This is a genomic window from Enterococcus sp. GPZ-007 (genome assembly GCF_059374735.1).
Genome location: NZ_JCAFYN010000030.1, coordinates 18,464 through 36,535 on the forward strand (window position 1 = coordinate 18,464; position 18,072 = coordinate 36,535).

The 18,072-nt window shown below is 41.8% G+C and carries 15 protein-coding genes; 11 read left to right on the forward strand and 4 right to left on the reverse strand.

Annotated elements, in window-relative coordinates; translation table 11 throughout:
* Nucleotides 1–284: 284 nt before the first annotated feature.
* The 3 genes from murA (at nt 285) to AC4J95_RS14570 (ending at nt 3,217) form a co-directional block, all read left to right on the forward strand.
* Entirely contained in the window at nt 285–1,556 is a 1,272-nt protein-coding gene (gene murA / locus AC4J95_RS14560) for a UDP-N-acetylglucosamine 1-carboxyvinyltransferase (RefSeq protein WP_316401795.1), read from the forward strand.
* Complete coding sequence (gene rho, locus AC4J95_RS14565) at nt 1,556–2,851, forward strand: transcription termination factor Rho (RefSeq protein ID WP_494550488.1); 1,296 nt, start codon at nt 1,556–1,558, stop codon at nt 2,849–2,851. The genes murA and rho overlap by 1 nt, the downstream gene beginning before the upstream one ends.
* Before the next feature lie 99 nt (nt 2,852–2,950).
* Nucleotides 2,951–3,217, forward strand: coding sequence for a type B 50S ribosomal protein L31 (locus AC4J95_RS14570; protein ID WP_010744532.1), 267 nt, complete (start codon nt 2,951–2,953; stop codon nt 3,215–3,217).
* 62 nt (nt 3,218–3,279) lie between these two features.
* On the opposite strand, the gene AC4J95_RS14575 is transcribed toward AC4J95_RS14570, so the two are convergent.
* Entirely contained in the window at nt 3,280–3,579 is a 300-nt protein-coding gene (locus AC4J95_RS14575; protein WP_494550489.1) for a hypothetical protein, read from the reverse strand.
* 175 nt (nt 3,580–3,754) lie between these two features.
* On the opposite strand from AC4J95_RS14575, the gene AC4J95_RS14580 reads away from it, so the two are divergent.
* On the forward strand, nt 3,755–4,756 hold the full coding sequence (locus AC4J95_RS14580; RefSeq protein ID WP_494550490.1) for a DUF6933 domain-containing protein: 1,002 nt from the start codon (nt 3,755–3,757) through the stop codon (nt 4,754–4,756).
* A 49-nt stretch (nt 4,757–4,805) separates the two neighbouring features.
* Here the strand turns inward: AC4J95_RS14580 and AC4J95_RS14585 are convergent, their stop codons facing one another.
* From AC4J95_RS14585 to AC4J95_RS14595, 3 genes are read right to left on the reverse strand one after another with little or no spacing between them, the layout of a single operon-like run.
* On the reverse strand, nt 4,806–6,374 hold the full coding sequence (locus AC4J95_RS14585; protein WP_494550491.1) for a response regulator transcription factor: 1,569 nt from the start codon (nt 6,372–6,374) through the stop codon (nt 4,806–4,808).
* The gene (locus tag AC4J95_RS14590) at nt 6,367–7,815 is read right to left on the reverse strand and encodes a sensor histidine kinase (RefSeq protein ID WP_494550492.1); all 1,449 of its coding nucleotides are present in this window, start codon (nt 7,813–7,815) and stop codon (nt 6,367–6,369) included. Before AC4J95_RS14590 ends, AC4J95_RS14585 begins: the two co-directional genes overlap by 8 nt.
* A 2-nt stretch (nt 7,816–7,817) precedes the next feature.
* Nucleotides 7,818–8,786, reverse strand: coding sequence for an ABC transporter substrate-binding protein (locus AC4J95_RS14595; protein WP_494550493.1), 969 nt, complete (start codon nt 8,784–8,786; stop codon nt 7,818–7,820).
* A 245-nt stretch (nt 8,787–9,031) separates the two neighbouring features.
* On the opposite strand from AC4J95_RS14595, the gene AC4J95_RS14600 reads away from it, so the two are divergent.
* From AC4J95_RS14600 to AC4J95_RS14630, 7 genes are all read left to right on the forward strand, one after another.
* The gene (locus AC4J95_RS14600) at nt 9,032–10,045 is read left to right on the forward strand and encodes an ABC transporter substrate-binding protein (protein WP_494550494.1); all 1,014 of its coding nucleotides are present in this window, start codon (nt 9,032–9,034) and stop codon (nt 10,043–10,045) included.
* Between the two features lie 73 nt (nt 10,046–10,118).
* Entirely contained in the window at nt 10,119–11,621 is a 1,503-nt protein-coding gene (locus AC4J95_RS14605; RefSeq protein WP_494550495.1) for a sugar ABC transporter ATP-binding protein, read from the forward strand.
* The gene (locus AC4J95_RS14610; RefSeq protein ID WP_494550496.1) at nt 11,621–12,637 is read left to right on the forward strand and encodes an ABC transporter permease; all 1,017 of its coding nucleotides are present in this window, start codon (nt 11,621–11,623) and stop codon (nt 12,635–12,637) included. The genes AC4J95_RS14605 and AC4J95_RS14610 overlap by 1 nt, the downstream gene beginning before the upstream one ends.
* Nucleotides 12,627–13,649: a galactofuranose ABC transporter, permease protein YjfF gene (gene yjfF / locus AC4J95_RS14615; RefSeq protein WP_494550497.1), complete on the forward strand. Its 1,023-nt coding sequence runs from the start codon at nt 12,627–12,629 to the stop codon at nt 13,647–13,649. The genes AC4J95_RS14610 and yjfF overlap by 11 nt, the downstream gene beginning before the upstream one ends.
* A 192-nt stretch (nt 13,650–13,841) precedes the next feature.
* Entirely contained in the window at nt 13,842–14,939 is a 1,098-nt protein-coding gene (locus tag AC4J95_RS14620; RefSeq protein ID WP_494550498.1) for a YncE family protein, read from the forward strand.
* A gap of 185 nt (nt 14,940–15,124) precedes the next feature.
* Entirely contained in the window at nt 15,125–16,738 is a 1,614-nt protein-coding gene (locus AC4J95_RS14625; RefSeq protein WP_494550513.1) for a PTS transporter subunit EIIC, read from the forward strand.
* Between the two features lie 2 nt (nt 16,739–16,740).
* Entirely contained in the window at nt 16,741–18,072 is a 1,332-nt protein-coding gene (locus tag AC4J95_RS14630) for a 6-phospho-alpha-glucosidase (RefSeq protein WP_494550499.1), read from the forward strand.

Here is an 18,072-nt window from a genome sequence, read left to right on the forward strand (position 1 = left end):
ATAATTACGAAATTATCTTTTCAATGAATAACATGAAAAAAATGATTTATATTGGATCTATTCAGAAATTCTAGTTCCAAAAATTTTAAAAATACTAATATTTTCAGCTAAGTAAGAAAGTTCTAGACCAAAATTAGCGGCCAGATAATGAAATCCAATTCGAACGTGGAAAACCTGCTTATTTTCTTGTGAGATTTGAGAAAGCTTCCTTTTTATGCAGGCAATAATATGCTAGAATGGATAATGGTCTATAAACTTCAAAATAATTAATTAGGTGAAAATAAATGAGAAAAATCGAAATTCATGGCGGAAAGCCATTATCAGGTAATATTACAATCAGCGGCGCGAAAAATAGTGCTGTCGCATTAATTCCAGCAGCAATCATGGCGGATTCGCCAGTTACTTTAGAAGGTGTTCCAGACATTCAAGACGTGCATTCATTGATTGAGATTCTAGAGATCATGGGAGCAAAAGTGTCTTTTGAAGATAATCGCATGGTGATCGATCCAAGTAAAGTCGTATCAATCCCAATGCCCAGCGGTAAAATCAATTCATTACGTGCTTCTTACTATTTCATGGGATCTTTATTAGGAAAATTTGGTGAAGCAGTTGTTGGCTTACCCGGCGGATGTTTCTTAGGACCTCGTCCAATTGACTTACACATCAAGGGATTTGAGAGTTTAGGTGCAGAAGTTTCAAATGAGCATGGCGTGATTTATTTACGAACAGATGAAGACGGCTTAAAGGGCGATCGCATCTTTATGGATGTGGTTTCTATTGGTGCGACCATCAACGTGATGTTCGCTGCTGTTAAAGCCAAGGGCAAGACGATTATCGAAAATGCTGCTCGGGAACCGGAAATTATTGATGTAGCAACGTTGCTGAATAACATGGGTGCAAAAATCCGTGGTGCAGGTACTGATGAAATTCGGATTGAAGGTGTGGAAGAGTTACATGGCTGTGTCCACTCGATCATCCCTGACAGAATCGAAGCGGGGACTTATTTGGCTCTGGCAGCTGCGATGGGTGAAGGCGTGACCGTTCATAACGTAATCTATGAACATATTGAAAGTTTTATTGCGAAATTGGAAGAAATCGGTGTGGAAATGAATATCTCAGAGGACAGTATTGAAGTGCTGCCGTCTAAGAACTTGAAGACAGTGGATGTTACTACATCACCATATCCAGGCTTTGCGACAGATTTGCAGCAGCCGATCACACCGTTATTATTAAAAGCCCAAGGAACGGCTGAAATTATTGATACGATCTATTCAAAACGAGTAAATCATATTCCTGAATTAGTCCGCATGGGCGCTGATGCCCGCGTGGAAGGCAACCTAATCATATTAAATGGCTCGAACAAATTACACGGTGCAGAAGTAGTGGCTTCTGATTTACGCGCTGGGGCTTGTTTAGTTATCGCTGGATTGATGGCTGAAGGAAAAACAACTATTTTTAACGTGGAATACATTTTACGTGGATACGATCATATTATTGAGAAACTGACGGCTCTTGGTGCTACTATCGAAATGATCGACGAGGAAGAGGCGGAATAATGAGCGATTATTTAACAATGGCGGAACTTGAAAACAAGACGCTGAAAGAAATCTATACCTATGCAAAGGATTTTAAAATTCCTTATTACAGCCAGATGAACAAAAAAGAATTATCATTGGCTGTGATTCGGGCGCAGGCAGAGAAACAAGGCTTCTTTTACATGGAAGGAGTCTTGGATATCGTCGGGCAAGACGGCTACGGCTTTTTACGGCCAATCAATTATGGATCAAGTGCCGAGGATATCTATATTTCTTCCTCACAGATTCGTCGTTTTGGCTTACGAAACGGTGATAAAGTAGCAGGAAAAGCTCGCCCACCAAAAGAATCAGAACGTTATTATGGCTTGATGCATGTGGAAAGCGTCAATGGCAAGGATCCAGAAGAAGCCAAAGAACGTCCGCATTTCCCAGCATTGACTGCTCTTTACCCTGAGAAACAATTAGTCTTAGAAACAACACCTGGTCGTTTATCTACCCGAATGATCGATATCTTCTCACCTGTCGGTTTTGGCCAGCGCGGTCTGATCGTAGCTCCGCCAAAAGCCGGAAAAACAACAATCCTTAAAGAAGTTGCCAATGGCATTACTGATAATTATCCTGATGTTGAATTGATTGTCTTACTGATCGACGAACGCCCTGAAGAAGTGACAGATTTGGAACGCAGCGTGAAGGGCGATGTGGTCTATTCAACGTTTGATCAACAACCACAAAATCATACACGTGTATCTGAATTGGTCTTGGAACGAGCGATGCGTCTAGTCGAGGACAAGCGTGATGTCGTGATCCTAATGGACAGTATCACCCGGTTGGCTCGTGCTTATAACTTAGTGGTTCCGCCAAGTGGTCGGACATTAAGTGGGGGGATCGATCCCGCTGCGTTGTACAAACCGAAGAAATTCTTTGGTGCAGCTCGGAATATCGAAGAAGGCGGCAGCTTGACGATTTTGGCGACGGCCTTGGTTGACACCGGAAGCCGAATGGACGATGTAATCTATGAAGAGTTCAAGGGAACAGGGAACTTAGAATTACAATTGTCCCGTGATTTATCCGAACGTCGTATTTTCCCAGCAATCGATATCAAAAAATCTGGTACGCGTAAAGAAGAATTATTGATGGCACCGTCACGTCTAGAAGAAATCTTCAAGCTGCGCAATAATATGACGGGTGATTCATTGGAATATACCTCACAATTCGTGAACTTCCTGAAAAAGACGAAGAATAACGATGATGTTTTCAAAGCTTTCAAGGATGTTTCATTCGGTGGAAAAACTCCCCGCAGAAATCTGAAAAGATAATTGCATTGTCGAATCATTCATGATAGTATAGTCATGTTGCAAATTGCAAAAATAACTCTGAACCAGCAAATGATTCAGGGCAAAGGAGCGAAAAAAACTATGAAACAAGGAATTCATCCAGAATATCATCCGGTTGTGTTTATGGACTCAACTACAGGTTTCAAATTCTTGTCAGGTTCAACTAAAACTTCACAAGAAACAGTTGAATGGGAAGACGGAAACACTTACCCTGTAATCCGTGTCGAAGTTACTTCAGACTCTCATCCATTCTACACTGGACGTCAAAAATTCACTCAAGCAGATGGACGTGTCGATCGTTTCAACAAGAAATACGGTCTCAAAGACGCCAACGCAGAGGAAAAATAAAAATTCTGTTCATACAGACTTTAACGAGCTTCCTATTATGGAAAGCTCGTTTTTTAGTATAATCATTTCTCTTTTATGTTTTTGGAATAGTGCCAGAGGATAAAAACAGTTAAGAAGGTTAGACATACAACTTTCAAAAATAAATTGTGTACGTTAAAAAGCAGAAGAATAAATAGCGAAATTGTCGAAAAGCCTATTAGACTATAAGCTAATTTGAACCCGGCCTGTTGTTCTCGATTCGTTTCTTCAGGTCCGAAAAACGGATTACGCGCAATAAAGTAGCCATCATTTTTTATAATAGCGATACCCGTCACAATAAAGGATAAAAGCAAAGCAATAAAAATTCCCAATAGACTGTTCATCCTTAATCCCTCCAAAAAATCCCACTAGTATTATAATCTTAGCAGCCAAGTTTATTGTCTGCAATACTCGTAAAGGAATGATGGTTTTTGATTGATAAAAACCGTATTTATAAATAACTTTTGCTATACTAATACTGAGGTTGAAATACACAAAACGATTAAACGAGGTGCTTAAATGATTATCAATCCATCGAAAAAGGCATTGCCACTATTTAATCAGTTGCCACAAGCTGCTGATAAGAAATTGGCGAGAAGTTTTTCTGATAAAAATCCACTTTTTTCTTGGCATGCGAATTACTTTAATGTTAAAAGAAAGAAAGTTTTATTGCTAGTCAATGACTTAACTTATTTTCCAATCGTGTTGATTGATGTTGATGCTAAAACGAAAAAGCAGCTGAAGGAAATTATTCCGAATGCTATTACAGAAGTTTTTCAAGCAGCAGGAATCCCTCAGGAAAAAATCACTGAATATCTCGATTTAGCTGGTGAGATTGAAGTAGGTGCAGGATATAATCGTGTCATTACGGGAATCATCAATAATATGATCGCATCCATGGAGTATCATGAAGGAGTTAATTTAGATAAACTGGTTGATGTTGAACTTAGCTTGAGATTGGCAGACGATTCTTTTAAGCGAGAGTTTCCTCTGGATAACCTGCGAGAAACTTTTAAAAAACCTTTCGAACTTCACGCTGTCTCTCAGGAAGACGCGGAGGAAAAGTATGTAGTAGAGAAAAATTGGAAAAGCTTGATCAATTACAAAACTGGTGATTTTTCTGAAGAGGAATTTGATGCGGCATTAGCGAATAATCGCTTGATTTTAATTGCGTTTCAAAAATATCTTGAACAGCATGAGAAGCAGACCAAGAAAACCGTCAATAAACATCTGGCAAATATTGAAGATTATCTTAGTGGTTATTTGATTTTTTATGGCTTTGATATAGCCGTTTCTTCTTTCGAGGTCATTAGCGACTTCTTTAGTTGGGGGGCACGTAAAAATGTGTGGATCAGTGAAAGTGCGGTCAAAAAGGCTGGTTCATCAATGAAAAAGTTCTATCAGTTTTTGATTGCAGCAGGCGAAGTGAAGGCAGCGGATATGCCGGAGATTCGAGAGCAGATCGAAATGGGCGTGGATGACGGCATTATGACACTAGAGATGATGGATGATTGGTATTAATTGATGACTAGGAAATAAGCACAAGAAGAAAGACGAATTCTTCTTGTGCTTATTTATTTTGCTCCGTGCGAAAAGCTTTCGGCGAGATACCGACTTTTTTCTTAAAGAGGTAGCTGAAATAATTTGGATCATTATAGCCGATCTCAAAGGCGATTGCTGTGATCAGCAGATCTGTTTCTTTTAGTAGTTCTTTGGCGTGATTCAGCCGAATCTCAGTTAGTGCATCAATAAAGGTTTTTCCCTTTGTTTGAGAGAAAAGGGTACTTAGATAAGTCAAGCTGACGCCTGTATCATCAGCGGCTGCCTGTAAGGAAAGATTTGGATCCGAATAGTTTTCCAGCATTTCTTTGTATACGGTGGTCACAACAGGATGTTCTTGTTCCTTTTTTTGATAGCTTTTTTCTTTTACCCCATTTTTAATCGCTGTCAGCAGGACTTCCAGTAAAAGCCGATATACGGAAGGGGTATTACTGATCAAGACAAGGTCGGATTCTTGATATTCGGCCAAAACTTTCTTCCCTTGGTTAGTATCCAGTTTCTCCAAGAACTTCATCAAGTATTGGGCAATTTGATAGGCGTAGGAGGAAGAGAAACCTTTTTCTATTTGTAGACCTTGTAAAATTACATTGATTGACTCTGTTACACGAAAATCTTGATTGAGATCCAGCAGGGTTTTATCTGGTAAAACGAATCTCGCGTCTTCAATGTTTACTGTGTCGGCAAGACGAATGATTTTTCCGCTGAAGGGTTCAAGGTTGTCGATCGCATATTGCTGCGTGACCAGCAGATTATTGCGCAGCTCTGTCAGGCGATTGGAGGTATTGCCGAGCGCGATGACAAAAGCGGATTCCTCAATACTTTGAAGTTCATATTTTAAAATATCAGCCGCATAATAGGCTTTTTCCATGGACTTCGCTTCTGTTGGACCGCTTACCAGCCCCTTGATCGTCAACGTATCATAGACTACTGACAGAACACTTTTATCAGAGCCAAAGATTTCATTGAAACGCAGGATCAAGTGTTGATAGTTTTGTTCATTTAAATGCTGCTGAGGCAGTTTGACGTAAAGAGCGGTTAGATATTGCCCTAATAAGTTGAAGTTGAGCTTTTCCTGCCGTTCGATCAATTCACCAGGCTCGTAGCCGCTTTTTTCTAAATGATGAAAAAAATGTTCCTTGTAGTATTCGAAGTGCAGTATTTTGTTCTTTTGATCCGGCTGCTTTTGTCGTTCGTATTCTTGCTGGATCTGTTTTTGCGAGGACATGATAGCGCTGATCAGCTCGTTCGTAGTCACTGGTTTGGTGATATAGGAATCGACACCGATAGAGATCGCTTCTTGGGAGTAGGCAAAATCATCATAGCCGCTGATGATGATCACATGAAGCCAAGGCAGCATTTCTTTAGCGTAACGAGCAAGATCTAATCCGTTCATGAAGGGCATCCGAATATCTGTCAAAAGCAGATCCGGCTTCAATTCCTGCATCATGGAAAGGGCCATGTCCCCATCACTGGCTTCGCCGACAAACTGAACTTCACCTTCTTTTTCCAATTTGGCGAGTTGTTTGCGCAGGGATAAGCGAATGATTTCTTCGTCTTCCGCAATAAACACTTTAAGCATCTTCGTTCCCCATTTCTTGAAAGACATCTGTCTGGATCGGTAAAATGATCGTAACGGTCGTTCCTTGATTTTCTTGACTTGTCATCTTCAGCTCAGCCGTTTCACCAAAATAAAGGCGCAATCTGCGGTAAATATTATATAGTCCATAACCGCCTGATACACCAGTCGGATCCAGCTCGCGGATATTCTTTTGTAAGGTTTCGATTTTCTGGCGAGACATCCCCACACCATTGTCAGTGACTTCAAAAACTAAACGCTGCTCCTGCTGGCTGCCATTGATTTGGATAAGTCCACGTCGACGGCTGTGCTTGATGCCATGATACATGGCATTTTCGACGATTGGCTGCAGGATCATTTTCAACATTCTGACCTGCTCGATTTTCGGATCGATCGTGATTTGGTACTCCAAAATTGATCCATAACGGGTTTTTAAAATTTGCAGATAGCTTTTAACGTGTTCAATTTCTTGTTGAACGGTCACCCAGTCGTTGCCGTTGTTAAGGGTCAATTTAAAAAAGTTTGATAAGGCTAACGTCGTTTCAACGACACGTTCTGGTTCGTCTAATTCAGACAGGGTGATGATCGCATCCAAGCTGTTGTAAATAAAATGCGGAGTAATCTGAGCTTGCAAGGCTCTTAGCTCAGCCTTAGCGATGGCTTGTTGCTTGCGATCGTTCTGTTCCAGCAAGGCTTTGATCTGAGTCGTCATTTGATTGACCTCAGTGGAAAGATGGTCGAACTCGATGATCTCGGAGCTTTCGACTTTGGTATCTAAATTTCCTTTAGAAACTTCAGACAGAGAGGTCAAAATTTTATCCATCGGAATCTTTATGCGAGCATTTAAATTCTTTTTATTGCGGCTGATAATAATGACCAGAACGATCACTAAACAAATTTCTAAAAATAGTAAAACAATGATGGTTTGAAAAATCTGGTTGCTTTTTTTATTGGAAAGATTGATCTCGCCGGTCACGAATTCCTGCAGCGTGTCTTTTAATAGAACATTGACGTTTCGAATCTCAACTAGGATGGCTTCGCTGTCACTGATTGGTTTTTCAGCGGCGAAATTTTTTTTGATAGTAGAAACGTAATGTCGATCCGTGTCCAAAATACGTTTAGCAACATCTAATGTTTGCTGCTGGTCGAAAGATGAAGAGCTGTCCTTCAATTTATCTAATTCCTTTTGATAATGCAGGATCACCTCTGTCGGGTCCTGCATTCTGGTCGGCTTGCCGGTGATCAAGTAAAAGACTGAATTATCGATTTTTACCGCCATTTCAGAATTGAGCTTATTGACATCGTTGACATTCTCAATCGACTGTCGGTATTGAAAGATATTCACCATAAAGAAAATACTGATCAACACCATGGGCAGAATGGCTAACAGGATCACCAGCTTATAATGATAATCTAAGGTATTTCCGATACTTATCCGCTTCATGATCAATACCCTCGTTCATCGATTTTAGTTAAATCGGAATACTCGGAGAAGACCTGTCCCGTTGTGTAGTTTTCCTTAGGGACATCTTTTCCATCTAAGACAGCAGTGACGACTTCAAACAGTTTATCACCCATGTTTGGATCACATTCGATCACACAATTGATCTTCCCGGCCTTCAGTAAATCAATGGCGCTTTGCTGACCGTCAACACTGCAAATCGTGACATCCTTGCCTGGTTTAATATCAGTCTCTTCTAAATAGGAGACAACGCCATCCGCCATATCATCATTGTGGCAATAAATCACATCGACTTGTTTTAGATCCTGAGATTTCGCCACATTTTTGATCGCCTCTCGACCTTTGGAAAGCATAAAGTCGCCGTGGACTGAAGCAACCAGTTGGAAACGTGGATCGTCCTTCAATCCTTCAACTAAGCCATCATGGCGGCTGATCGCCGGAGAAGCATCCTTGCTGCCTTGAATCTCTACAATATTGATTGGTGCTGGAGCATCCTTATATTTTTTCTTTAGAAAATCCGCGGTTTGGATTCCTTGAATTGGAACATCGGGTCCAACGAAAGTTTTATAAAGATCCGAATCCTCTTTGGAGATCAGCCGATCATTGATGACTACAGGGATATCAGCATCGGCTGCTTCTTCTAAAACATGCTTCCAACCAGTTTCCACGATCGGAGTCAGAATAATCAGGTCTACGCGTGAGGCGATGAAGGAACGGACATCTTTGATTTGTTCCGCCTGACTTTGGTTCGCATTTTCGTAAAGTATTTTATAGTTAGCCCTTTTTCCCGCCTCTAAAACAGATTCCGTGTTGCGTTCTCGCCAAGAACTTTCTGCGCCGATCTGGGAGAACCCGATTACATATTGTTTCTTTTCTTCATCTGAGTTGGAGTTTCCTGCTGAGCAGCTAGTCAACAATAAAAGCACTAGCATTAAAAACGAAAACCTTTTCATTTTGTAGTCCTCCTCATAGCGCTATCGCTTCTTACTTATATTGTATGAAAAAAAAATTACCAAAGATAGCGTATCGAAAATATTTATAGCAAGTCTCTGAAAATAATCAAGGTTCTTTTTGAATGATTTTCTATGATGCTATAATCTGCTGAATAATTTAAAGAAAATCAACATAAATGATTCGTGGTAGCGTTTTCAATCCCGCTTTATGATTAACTCATCAAAAGAAAAGCGAGGGAAAATTAATGAAGAAGAAAAAATTGGTCAGCGCGTTTATGTCACTTACAATCCTTGGTACACTGTTAGCCGGATGTGGCGGAGGAGGAAACGCCTCTGAGGATTCAGGTGCGAAAAAAGGCAAAGACGACAAGATCACGATTGGTTTTTCTCAATTAGGGGCAGAAAGTCAGTGGCGGACAGCCAATACGAAATCCGTCCAAGATGCAGCGAAAAATGATCCAGACGTAACCTTAAAATTCTCTGACGCGCAACAAAAGCAAGAAAATCAAATTTCAGCTATTCGTAATTTCATTCAACAAGGTGTCGATGTGATCGCAGTAGCTCCCGTTGTAGAAACTGGTTGGGAAACAGTCTTAACCGAAGCCAAGGATGCAAATATTCCTGTATTAATCGTTGACCGGAAGGTGGAAGGCAAGAAGGTTGAGGATCTGTACAACGCACGGATCGGGACCGACTCTAAAGATGAAGGCGAACGCGGTATCAAATGGCTAGAAGACAAGTTGAAAGCTGATGGCAAAGAAGGCGATGAATTGAACATCGCTCATCTGCAGGGAACGACTGGTTCTTCTGCTCAAGTAGGCCGTACAGCTGGGATCACAGAAGGCGTTGCGAAGCATGATAAATGGAAGGTTATTGAAAAGCAATCTGGAAACTTCACTCGTGCTGAAGGAAAAGAAGTTATGGAAGCCTTTATGAAATCGAATGGCGACAATATCGATGTGCTCTTCTCGGAAAATGATGATATGGCGATGGGTGCACTTCAAGCAATCGAAGAAGTCGGCAAAGTGCCTGGTAAAGATATTACCGTTATTTCTTTTGACGGAACCAATGATGCGTTAGAACAAGTCGTCGATGGAAAAATCAATTGTGTTGTAGAATGTAGTCCGTTATATGGGGAAGACATCATCGAAACAGCTAAAAAATTAGCTAAAGGCGAAAAAGTCGAAAAAGAAGTAATTGTTAAAAACGGCATCTTTGATAGTAAGAATGCTGAAGAAAACCTACCAAGACCTTACTAATACTTTAAAAGGAATAGAGGTCACTCTATTCCTTTTTATTCTAGCTAGAAGCGTTTAGAGGAGGAATCCACACATGGAAAATGAAATCGTCCTATCCCTAGAGCATATCTCAAAAGAGTTCCCTGGGGTGAAGGCTTTAGATGACGTAAAGATCAATCTCCGCAAGGGAGAAGTACACGCCTTGATGGGCGAAAATGGTGCTGGAAAATCCACCATGATCAAGGTAATGACTGGTGTTTATCCCAAGACGAGCGGCACGATCTTACTGAATAATCAACAGATCGAACCGCAAACACCACAAGAAGCACAAGAAGCAGGTATCAGTACCGTTTATCAGGAAATCAATTTATGTACGAATTTGACAGTAGCGGAAAACATCTATATCGGTCGTCAACCAAAAAAGATGGGTAAGATCGATTGGAAAAAAATGAATCTTGATGCCAAGAAGCTATTAGGAACATTGAAGATCGATGTAGATGTCACACAAACTCTCGACAGTTACTCCGTTTCAGTCCAACAAATGATCGCCATCGCCCGGGCAGTAGATATGTCTTCAGGAGTATTGATTTTAGATGAACCAACGTCAAGTTTGGATGGCAATGAGGTAGAGCAATTATTCGGAATCATTCGCGAGTTGAAAAAGAATGGCATGGCGATTTTATTCGTAACGCACTTTTTGGATCAAGTCTACGCGATCTCGGATCGAATCACAGTGTTGCGTAATGGTCGTTGGATTGGAGAATATCCGGCAAGTGAACTGAGTCAGATCGATTTGGTGACGAAAATGATTGGACAGGAATTTAAGGACGAAAACTCACGAGCCTTTAGAAAAACTACGGAATACCCGCAAACAAATTTTATTCAAATGCGGAATGTCACTAAAAAAGGTGTGATCAATGATTTTTCAATGAGTATTCGTGAAGGCGAGGTTTTAGGCCTCGCAGGTTTGCTGGGTTCTGGGCGAAGTGAAGTGGCAGAGCTGTTGTTCGGAGCACAGGAATTCGATGATGGCGTTCTTTATCTCGATAATGATCATATTAAAAAAATGTATCCGCAAAAAGCGATCAAGGAAAATATTGGTTTTTGTTCCGAAGATCGAAAAGTGTCAGGAATCCTAGCTGATCTAAGTATTCGTGAGAATATCATCGTCTCCCTACAGGCAAAATGCGGCTGGAAACGGATCGGCTTCAAGGAGCAGCAGGAGATTGCAGAAAAATATATCAAGCTGTTGAATATCAAAACACCAAATGCCGATAAAAAGGTGGGGGAATTATCAGGCGGGAATCAGCAAAAAGTCTTGTTGGCACGCTGGCTCGTCACCGAACCCAAGTTGTTGATCTTAGATGAACCGACAAGAGGGATCGATATCGGTTCTAAAAGAGAGATTGAAAGTTTGATTTTATCACTATCTAGAGACGGAGTATCGATCTTGTTTATCTCTTCTGAATACGAGGAAATGGTTCGCTGTTGTGATCGAATCATCGTTTTAAGAGATCGACTTTCAGTAGCTGAATTGATCGAAGAAGAAATTTCCGAAAATAATATTATGAGCGCTATTGCCGGGGAGGTATCATAATGGAAAAACTCAAACCATTGTTAAAACGAAAGGAATTGTGGGCGGTAGTCGGTCTGTTGCTGATCTTATTGTTCAACTTATTCTTCTCACCGAACTTTTTCAAATTGTCTATCAATGATGGACATCTCTATGGAAGCATGATCGATGTGCTGAACCGCGGAGCCTCCTTAGTGATCGTGTCTACCGGCGTTTGTTTAGTTATCGCGACTCGCGGGATCGATATTTCCGTCGGCTCAGTCAATGCCTTAGGGGCGATGATCGCCGCTTATCTATTGACGATCGGAATGCCCGTTGGTGCAGCAATCATAGCCGGACTGATCGCTGGCTGTCTCTGCGGATTATGGAATGGCTTCTTAGTGGCAAGATTGAATATCCAACCGATGATCGCAACGTTGATCTTGATGACAGTCGGACGTGGGCTTGCCCAAATCATTTCAGGCGGAGAGATTTTAACTTTGGGCAAAACTTCCTATTCATTTATCGGTCGCGGTTACCTCTTTGGTTTGCCATTTCCTGCAATTTTAATGGGCTTGGTGGTACTGGGTGTTTATCTGCTGACTAGAAAAACGTCGCTCGGATTATCGATCGAATCTGTTGGAATCAATGAACAATCGGCACGTTATGCAGGTATCAATACACGCCAAGTTCTATGGATCTGCTACATAATTTGTGGTGTGCTGGCGGCATTGAGCGGTATGATGGATAGCGCTAATGTTTCCAGTGCAGATGGAAACAACAATGGATTAGCGTTGGAACTAGATGCGATTCTAGCTGTTGTATTAGGCGGAACTTCAATGGATGGCGGTAAATTCTACCTTGGCGGAACGGTCATCGGGGCCCTGTTTATCCAAACCCTGAGTACGACTATCTTTACCTTTGGGATTCCTTCAGAAACAATCATGGTGGTCAAGGCCATCGTTGTCATCTTTGTCGTACTGCTTTCTTCCGAACGAATGAAAGACTGGTCGGCGGCTATGAAACAGAAAAGAAAGGAAGGTGCCTCAGTTGAAAATTAAAATTGGCAATTTAAACGTTCCGTTATTGGCTTCTATTGGGATTTTCTTACTCTTGTTTCTAGCCGGCTCAGTCATGTATCCTAGCTTTTTATCCTTACGAGTTGTTTTAAATCTGTTTATCAATAATGCGCATCTGATCGTGTTGGCTTGCGGTATTTGTTTTCCAATTTTGACTGGCGGTATCGATTTATCAGTTGGCGCAGTGATTGCGATGACCTCGATGATTGCGGCAGCTTTATTAAAGGGTGGTATGAATGCCTTTTTAGTGATCGCTATTTGTTTGATCGTCGGTGCTGTCTTCGGAACAGTCCAAGGCTTCTTGATCCAGTATTTCAGAATGCATCCATGGATCGTTACTCTGGCGGGTATGTTCTTTGCCCGCGGAGTCTGCTACTTGATCTCGATCGAATCGATTCCTATTACAAACGATGCTTTTTACGATCTCTCACAATTTAAAGTCTATTTGTTGCCGGGCTACTTTATTTCCCTCAATGTGTTGATTGCGATCGTCTTCGTGCTTGTTTGTATCTACTTATCAAAATATACGCAGTTCGGTCGTACCGTTTATGCGATGGGCGGCAATATGCAATCAGCGATGCTAATGGGATTGCCAGTGGGTCGGACAAAAATAATGATTTACTCATTAAGCGGCTTTGCTTCTTCACTAGCGGGTGTCATGTTCAGCTTCTATACCTTATCAGGGTATGGCTTGCATGCTCAAGGGCTGGAAATGGATGCAATCGCGGCCTGTGTAATCGGCGGCGTATTACTGACAGGCGGTGTCGGTTCTCTGATCGGACCGGTGATTGGTGTCTTGATTACTGGTGTGATACGTACGATGGTCGATTTCCAAGGAACGCTCAGCTCATGGTGGACCAAGATATTTGTCGGCTTACTGATGCTTCTATGTATCGTGATGCAGGTAGCAATCGTTAATCGCGACAAACGAACGAAGGGCAAAAAGAAACGAAAAGAGGAGAAGCTGGAAGAGCCTGTTGATGTAGTAGTATAACTGAATGAAATAGATATTAACGAGTTCCTAAAAAAGGGCTCGTTTTTTTTTTGCATAATGCTTCCTTATTACGAGCTAACTGTCAGTTTGGCTTTTCGCAGTCAACAATAATTGAACACCACAGCGCTTTAATTGTTGTTTAAGGAAATATCTGCTATGGTCTGATTAGTAAAAAAACAAGGAGCCTTTCGAATGTATAAGAAAAGTTATGGAATCATTCTCCTATTTCTTCTATTCCTTTTCCCAGTGAAAGCCCAAGCTGCTCATCATTGGCTGACGACTGAACAGCAAATGGAGCAGCTGAAACAATACCATCAATTTTATGGAGCGGCTTTTTCTAATGAGGGCGTTGACGATGATTTTGGTATGTACAAAATTCCAGGATTATATCAGGCTGAAACACTGAGCTTGGCAACCAATGAGATTGTGGATAGTCGGACGATGACACCGCAGGGAGTTACCCTGACAGAAAAATATCTTTTGATCTCGGCGTACAGTCATGATCATCAGAATCATTCCGTGATCTATATGCTGGATCGACAAACACATCGTTTTATTAAAACTGTCGTATTGCCAGGGCACCCACATCTTGGCGGGTTGGCCTATGATCCGAAGCATGAGCGGGTTTGGGTCACAACTGGAGGACTGTTTGCGGGCTTATCGTCGATTGATTTGAAAGAGATGGAAGCATATCAGCTGAAGAAGAACCATGTCATTTCGTACCATCAGCAATTTTCCTTAAAAGAAGTTTCTCATGCTTCGGCTTTGAGCTATACCTCTGGCGTTTTAGTCGTGGGTTATTTTACTTTGGGTGAATATGGACGCATGGCGACTTATCGTTTAAACAATCAAGGTGAATTAACGATCGCTTCCCAAGAAAAGGTTTCGAGTTTTGATCAGGGAAAGAAGGGTCAATCGGGAGTAACACCGATTCCACCCTCTCAATTTGCTCGTTCCCTTGGTTCTTGGAAAACTTTGGACATGATTCAAGGATTGACTTTCTATAAGGATTATTTAGTGATGTCTCAGTCGTGGGGACCTGATCGCCCAGAGAAAATCTATTTCTTTAATCTAGATAAGGTCGATAATTTCTTCTCGCTTAAGGATGCAGAGTTTTCAGTGGACACGCCGCCTTACATTGAACAAATCACTACTGACGGCAATCAGTTGTATGCACTTTTTGAAGGAGGCGCATGGCCATATCGAACGAGAAATCCCGTGCTGGTGGATCATGTTATTCAGCTTGATATTGAAAATCTGCTGTCTAAAAAGTCCAATAATTATGACTGATTATTAAAATAGAATTGATTATAAGGCTAAAGCCATTAAGAGTTTTCTTGCGGGAAAGCTCTTTTTTGTGGCAATCATGAAACGTGTTTCAGATCGTGAAACGAGTTGAGTTGTAAGCGGTATCTATTTATTTTTGGAATAGCGGCCCGTATACTAAACACATCATAAAAGAAGGAGAGAAAATGATGAAAGCGAAAATCATGGATAGCATGCAAAAATTTTCGAAGGCAATGTTTGTTCCTGTATTGATTTTGCCGATAGCCGGTATTTTGATTGCGATCGGAAATGTGTTTACCAATCCGCGGTTGATTGAGACTTTTGGCTTTTTAGATAATCCGATCACGATGGGATTTGGCAGTATCTTGTCAGCGGCCTTACTGCCAGTTTTGACAAACCTCGGAGTGATCTTCTGTGTCGGAATTGCGTTGGGATTAGCCAATAAGAAAAAGGCGGAGGCCGCGTTTACCGCGCTGCTTGGTTACTTAGTATTCCTATATGCCATGAATAAATTTATGGAGATTCGCGATATGCTGGTGGCGCCTGAACAATTGCAAGGTTCAGGACAAGCTTTAGTTTTAGGCGTTCAAGTCTTGGACATGGGTGTTTTTCTAGGAATTATTCTTGGGATCGTAGTGGCGTTGATCCACAATCGTTTCATTGATACGACCTTTAATAATGCTTTTCAAGTTTACGGCGGTGCCCGCTTTGTCTTTATTGTTTTGATTCCGGTATTAGTGCTGGTAGCTATTCTGCTTTCATTTATCTGGCCGGTTATTCAACAAGGGATCGATGGTTTAGGCGGAGTCATTCAGAAAACTGGAAACTTTGGAATCTTCCTCTATGGATCGTTAGAACGGTTGTTGATCCCGACTGGATTGCATCATTTAATCTATACGCCATTCTTATATACGTCTCTCGGCGGCGTGGCAGAAGTTGGTGGTCAGGTTTTCGAAGGCGCGCGAAATATCTACTTTGCAGAGATTGCTGATCCTGCGATCAAAGTCCTATCTCAAAGCGTGATCTGGGATGCTCGAGGGATTTCGAAAATGTTCGGTTTGATCGGAGCTTGTTTAGCGATGTATCAGACAGCGAAGCCAGAAAACAAATTCAAAGTAAAAGCGATCTTGATTCCAGCAGTTGTGACCTCGTTTGTCGCCGGAGTAACTGAGCCGATTGAATTTTCATTTATGTTCGTGGCCCCGGCACTGTTTGTCATTCATTCAGCCTTGAGCGGATTGAGTATGGTGGCACTGAATATTCTCGGATCAAGGGCGATCGGTCCGAATGGCTTTATTGACTTTCTGCTTTATAATATTCCATTGGGAACAGAGAAGACCCGATGGCCGATCTATCTCTTAGTCGGTGTGGCCTTCTTCTTTATCTATTACTTTATTTTCCGCTTCTTGATCGTTAAGTTTAACTTCAAGACGGTTGGACGAGAAGATGAGGACCAAGAGACGAAGCTTTATTCGAAGAAGGATTATAACGAGAAAAAAATGGCAGTACCGGATGATGGCGCATTAGCAGCTCCAACATCTGATGATGAACTTTCAGGGAAAATAGTGGAAGGTTTGGGCGGAGCCGAAAATATCAAAACCATCGATAATTGTTACACCCGGCTGCGTCTAAAGCTAGCCAATCCAGCTTTAGTGAATGAAGGGCTGTTGAAAAATCAAACCCAGGCAAAAGGCGTTATCAGTAACGGAGAAAATGTCCATGTGGTTTACGGCTTGACCGTACCGCAAGTGCGCGAGAAACTTGAAAAATATTTAGGAAGAGACAGTGGAGGAGACGAATAGATATGAAAAAATTCTCAGTAGTAATTGCCGGCGGCGGGAGTACCTTTACTCCAGGAATCGTCATGATGATGTTGGATAACTTAGAACGCTTTCCCTTAAAAACCTTGAAATTATACGACAATGATGGCGATCGCCAAGGAGTTCTCGGTGAAGCATTAGAGATTTTGTTGAAGGAGCAAGCACCAGAGATTGACTTTCTGTATACGACCGATCCGGAAGTTGCATTCACCGATGTAGATTTTTGTATGGCACATATTCGTGTGGGAAAATACGCGATGCGGGAAAAAGATGAAAAAGTTCCATTGCGTCATGGCGTATTTGGTCAGGAAACCTGCGGGCCAGGCGGAATCGCTTATGGCATGCGCAGCATCACTGGCATGCTGGAGATTATCGATTACATAGAAAAATATTCGCCGGACTGCTGGATGCTGAATTATTCTAATCCTGCGGCGATCGTCGCTGAGGCCTGCCGTGTGTTGCGACCAGAATCGAAAGTGCTGAACATTTGCGATATGCCGATAGGAACACTGCGCCGGATGTCCCAGATCATCGGCAAGAAACCGGAAGAATTAGAGGTTCGCTACTTTGGCTTGAATCATTTTGGCTGGTGGACCAGTGTCAAGGACAAAGAGGGACATGAGTACATTGACCAAATTCGGAATTATGTTTCCGAACATGGCTACTTGACGCAAATCGAAGTAGATACCCAGCATACCGATCCAAGCTGGCAGGAAACTCATAAGAAAGCCAAGGATATTTTAGCAGTAACACCAGAGTATTTGCCGAACACGTACTTGAAATATTACTTGTATCCTGATTACGTATTTGAACACATGAAGGACCATCCAGAATTTACCCGTGCGAATGAAGTGATGGAAGGTCGGGAAAAAAATGTTTTTGATCATGCCAAACAAATCATCGCTAATGGCTCCGCAGAGGGCATTGCCTTTGACATTGATGCTCATGCGACCTTCATCGTTAACTTAGCGCGTGCGATTGCCTTCAATACTCATGAACGGATGGTGATGATCGTGGAAAATAATGGCGCGATCGCCAATTTCCCTGATGATGCAATGGTGGAAGTCCCATGTATTGTTGGTACAGATGGACCAGAAGCATTGACTCAAGGACAAATTCCAGCCTTCCAGCAAGCATTGATGTTCCAGCAGGTCACTGTTGAAAAATTAGTAGTCGAGGCTTATGTAGAGAACAGCTATCAAAAAATGTGGCAAGCATTGACTTTATCGAAAACCGTTCCAAGTGCGCAGATAGCTAAGGAACTATTAGATGATCTGATTGCCGAAAACGGTGATGCTTGGCCAGAATTACATTAA

What these genes read in the sequence shown, in the direction of transcription:
- murA (WP_316401795.1), top strand. Translation starts at nt 285, where the DNA reads ATGAGAAAAATCGAAATTCATGGCGGAAAGCCATTATCAGGTAATATT.
- rho (WP_494550488.1), top strand. Translation starts at nt 1,556, where the DNA reads ATGAGCGATTATTTAACAATGGCGGAACTTGAAAACAAGACGCTGAAA.
- AC4J95_RS14570 (WP_010744532.1), top strand. Translation starts at nt 2,951, where the DNA reads ATGAAACAAGGAATTCATCCAGAATATCATCCGGTTGTGTTTATGGAC.
- AC4J95_RS14575 (WP_494550489.1), bottom strand. Translation starts at nt 3,579, where the DNA reads ATGAACAGTCTATTGGGAATTTTTATTGCTTTGCTTTTATCCTTTATT.
- AC4J95_RS14580 (WP_494550490.1), top strand. Translation starts at nt 3,755, where the DNA reads ATGATTATCAATCCATCGAAAAAGGCATTGCCACTATTTAATCAGTTG.
- AC4J95_RS14585 (WP_494550491.1), bottom strand. Translation starts at nt 6,374, where the DNA reads ATGCTTAAAGTGTTTATTGCGGAAGACGAAGAAATCATTCGCTTATCC.
- AC4J95_RS14590 (WP_494550492.1), bottom strand. Translation starts at nt 7,815, where the DNA reads ATGAAGCGGATAAGTATCGGAAATACCTTAGATTATCATTATAAGCTG.
- AC4J95_RS14595 (WP_494550493.1), bottom strand. Translation starts at nt 8,786, where the DNA reads ATGAAAAGGTTTTCGTTTTTAATGCTAGTGCTTTTATTGTTGACTAGC.
- AC4J95_RS14600 (WP_494550494.1), top strand. Translation starts at nt 9,032, where the DNA reads ATGAAGAAGAAAAAATTGGTCAGCGCGTTTATGTCACTTACAATCCTT.
- AC4J95_RS14605 (WP_494550495.1), top strand. Translation starts at nt 10,119, where the DNA reads ATGGAAAATGAAATCGTCCTATCCCTAGAGCATATCTCAAAAGAGTTC.
- AC4J95_RS14610 (WP_494550496.1), top strand. Translation starts at nt 11,621, where the DNA reads ATGGAAAAACTCAAACCATTGTTAAAACGAAAGGAATTGTGGGCGGTA.
- AC4J95_RS14620 (WP_494550498.1), top strand. Translation starts at nt 13,842, where the DNA reads ATGTATAAGAAAAGTTATGGAATCATTCTCCTATTTCTTCTATTCCTT.
- AC4J95_RS14625 (WP_494550513.1), top strand. Translation starts at nt 15,125, where the DNA reads ATGAAAGCGAAAATCATGGATAGCATGCAAAAATTTTCGAAGGCAATG.
- AC4J95_RS14630 (WP_494550499.1), top strand. Translation starts at nt 16,741, where the DNA reads ATGAAAAAATTCTCAGTAGTAATTGCCGGCGGCGGGAGTACCTTTACT.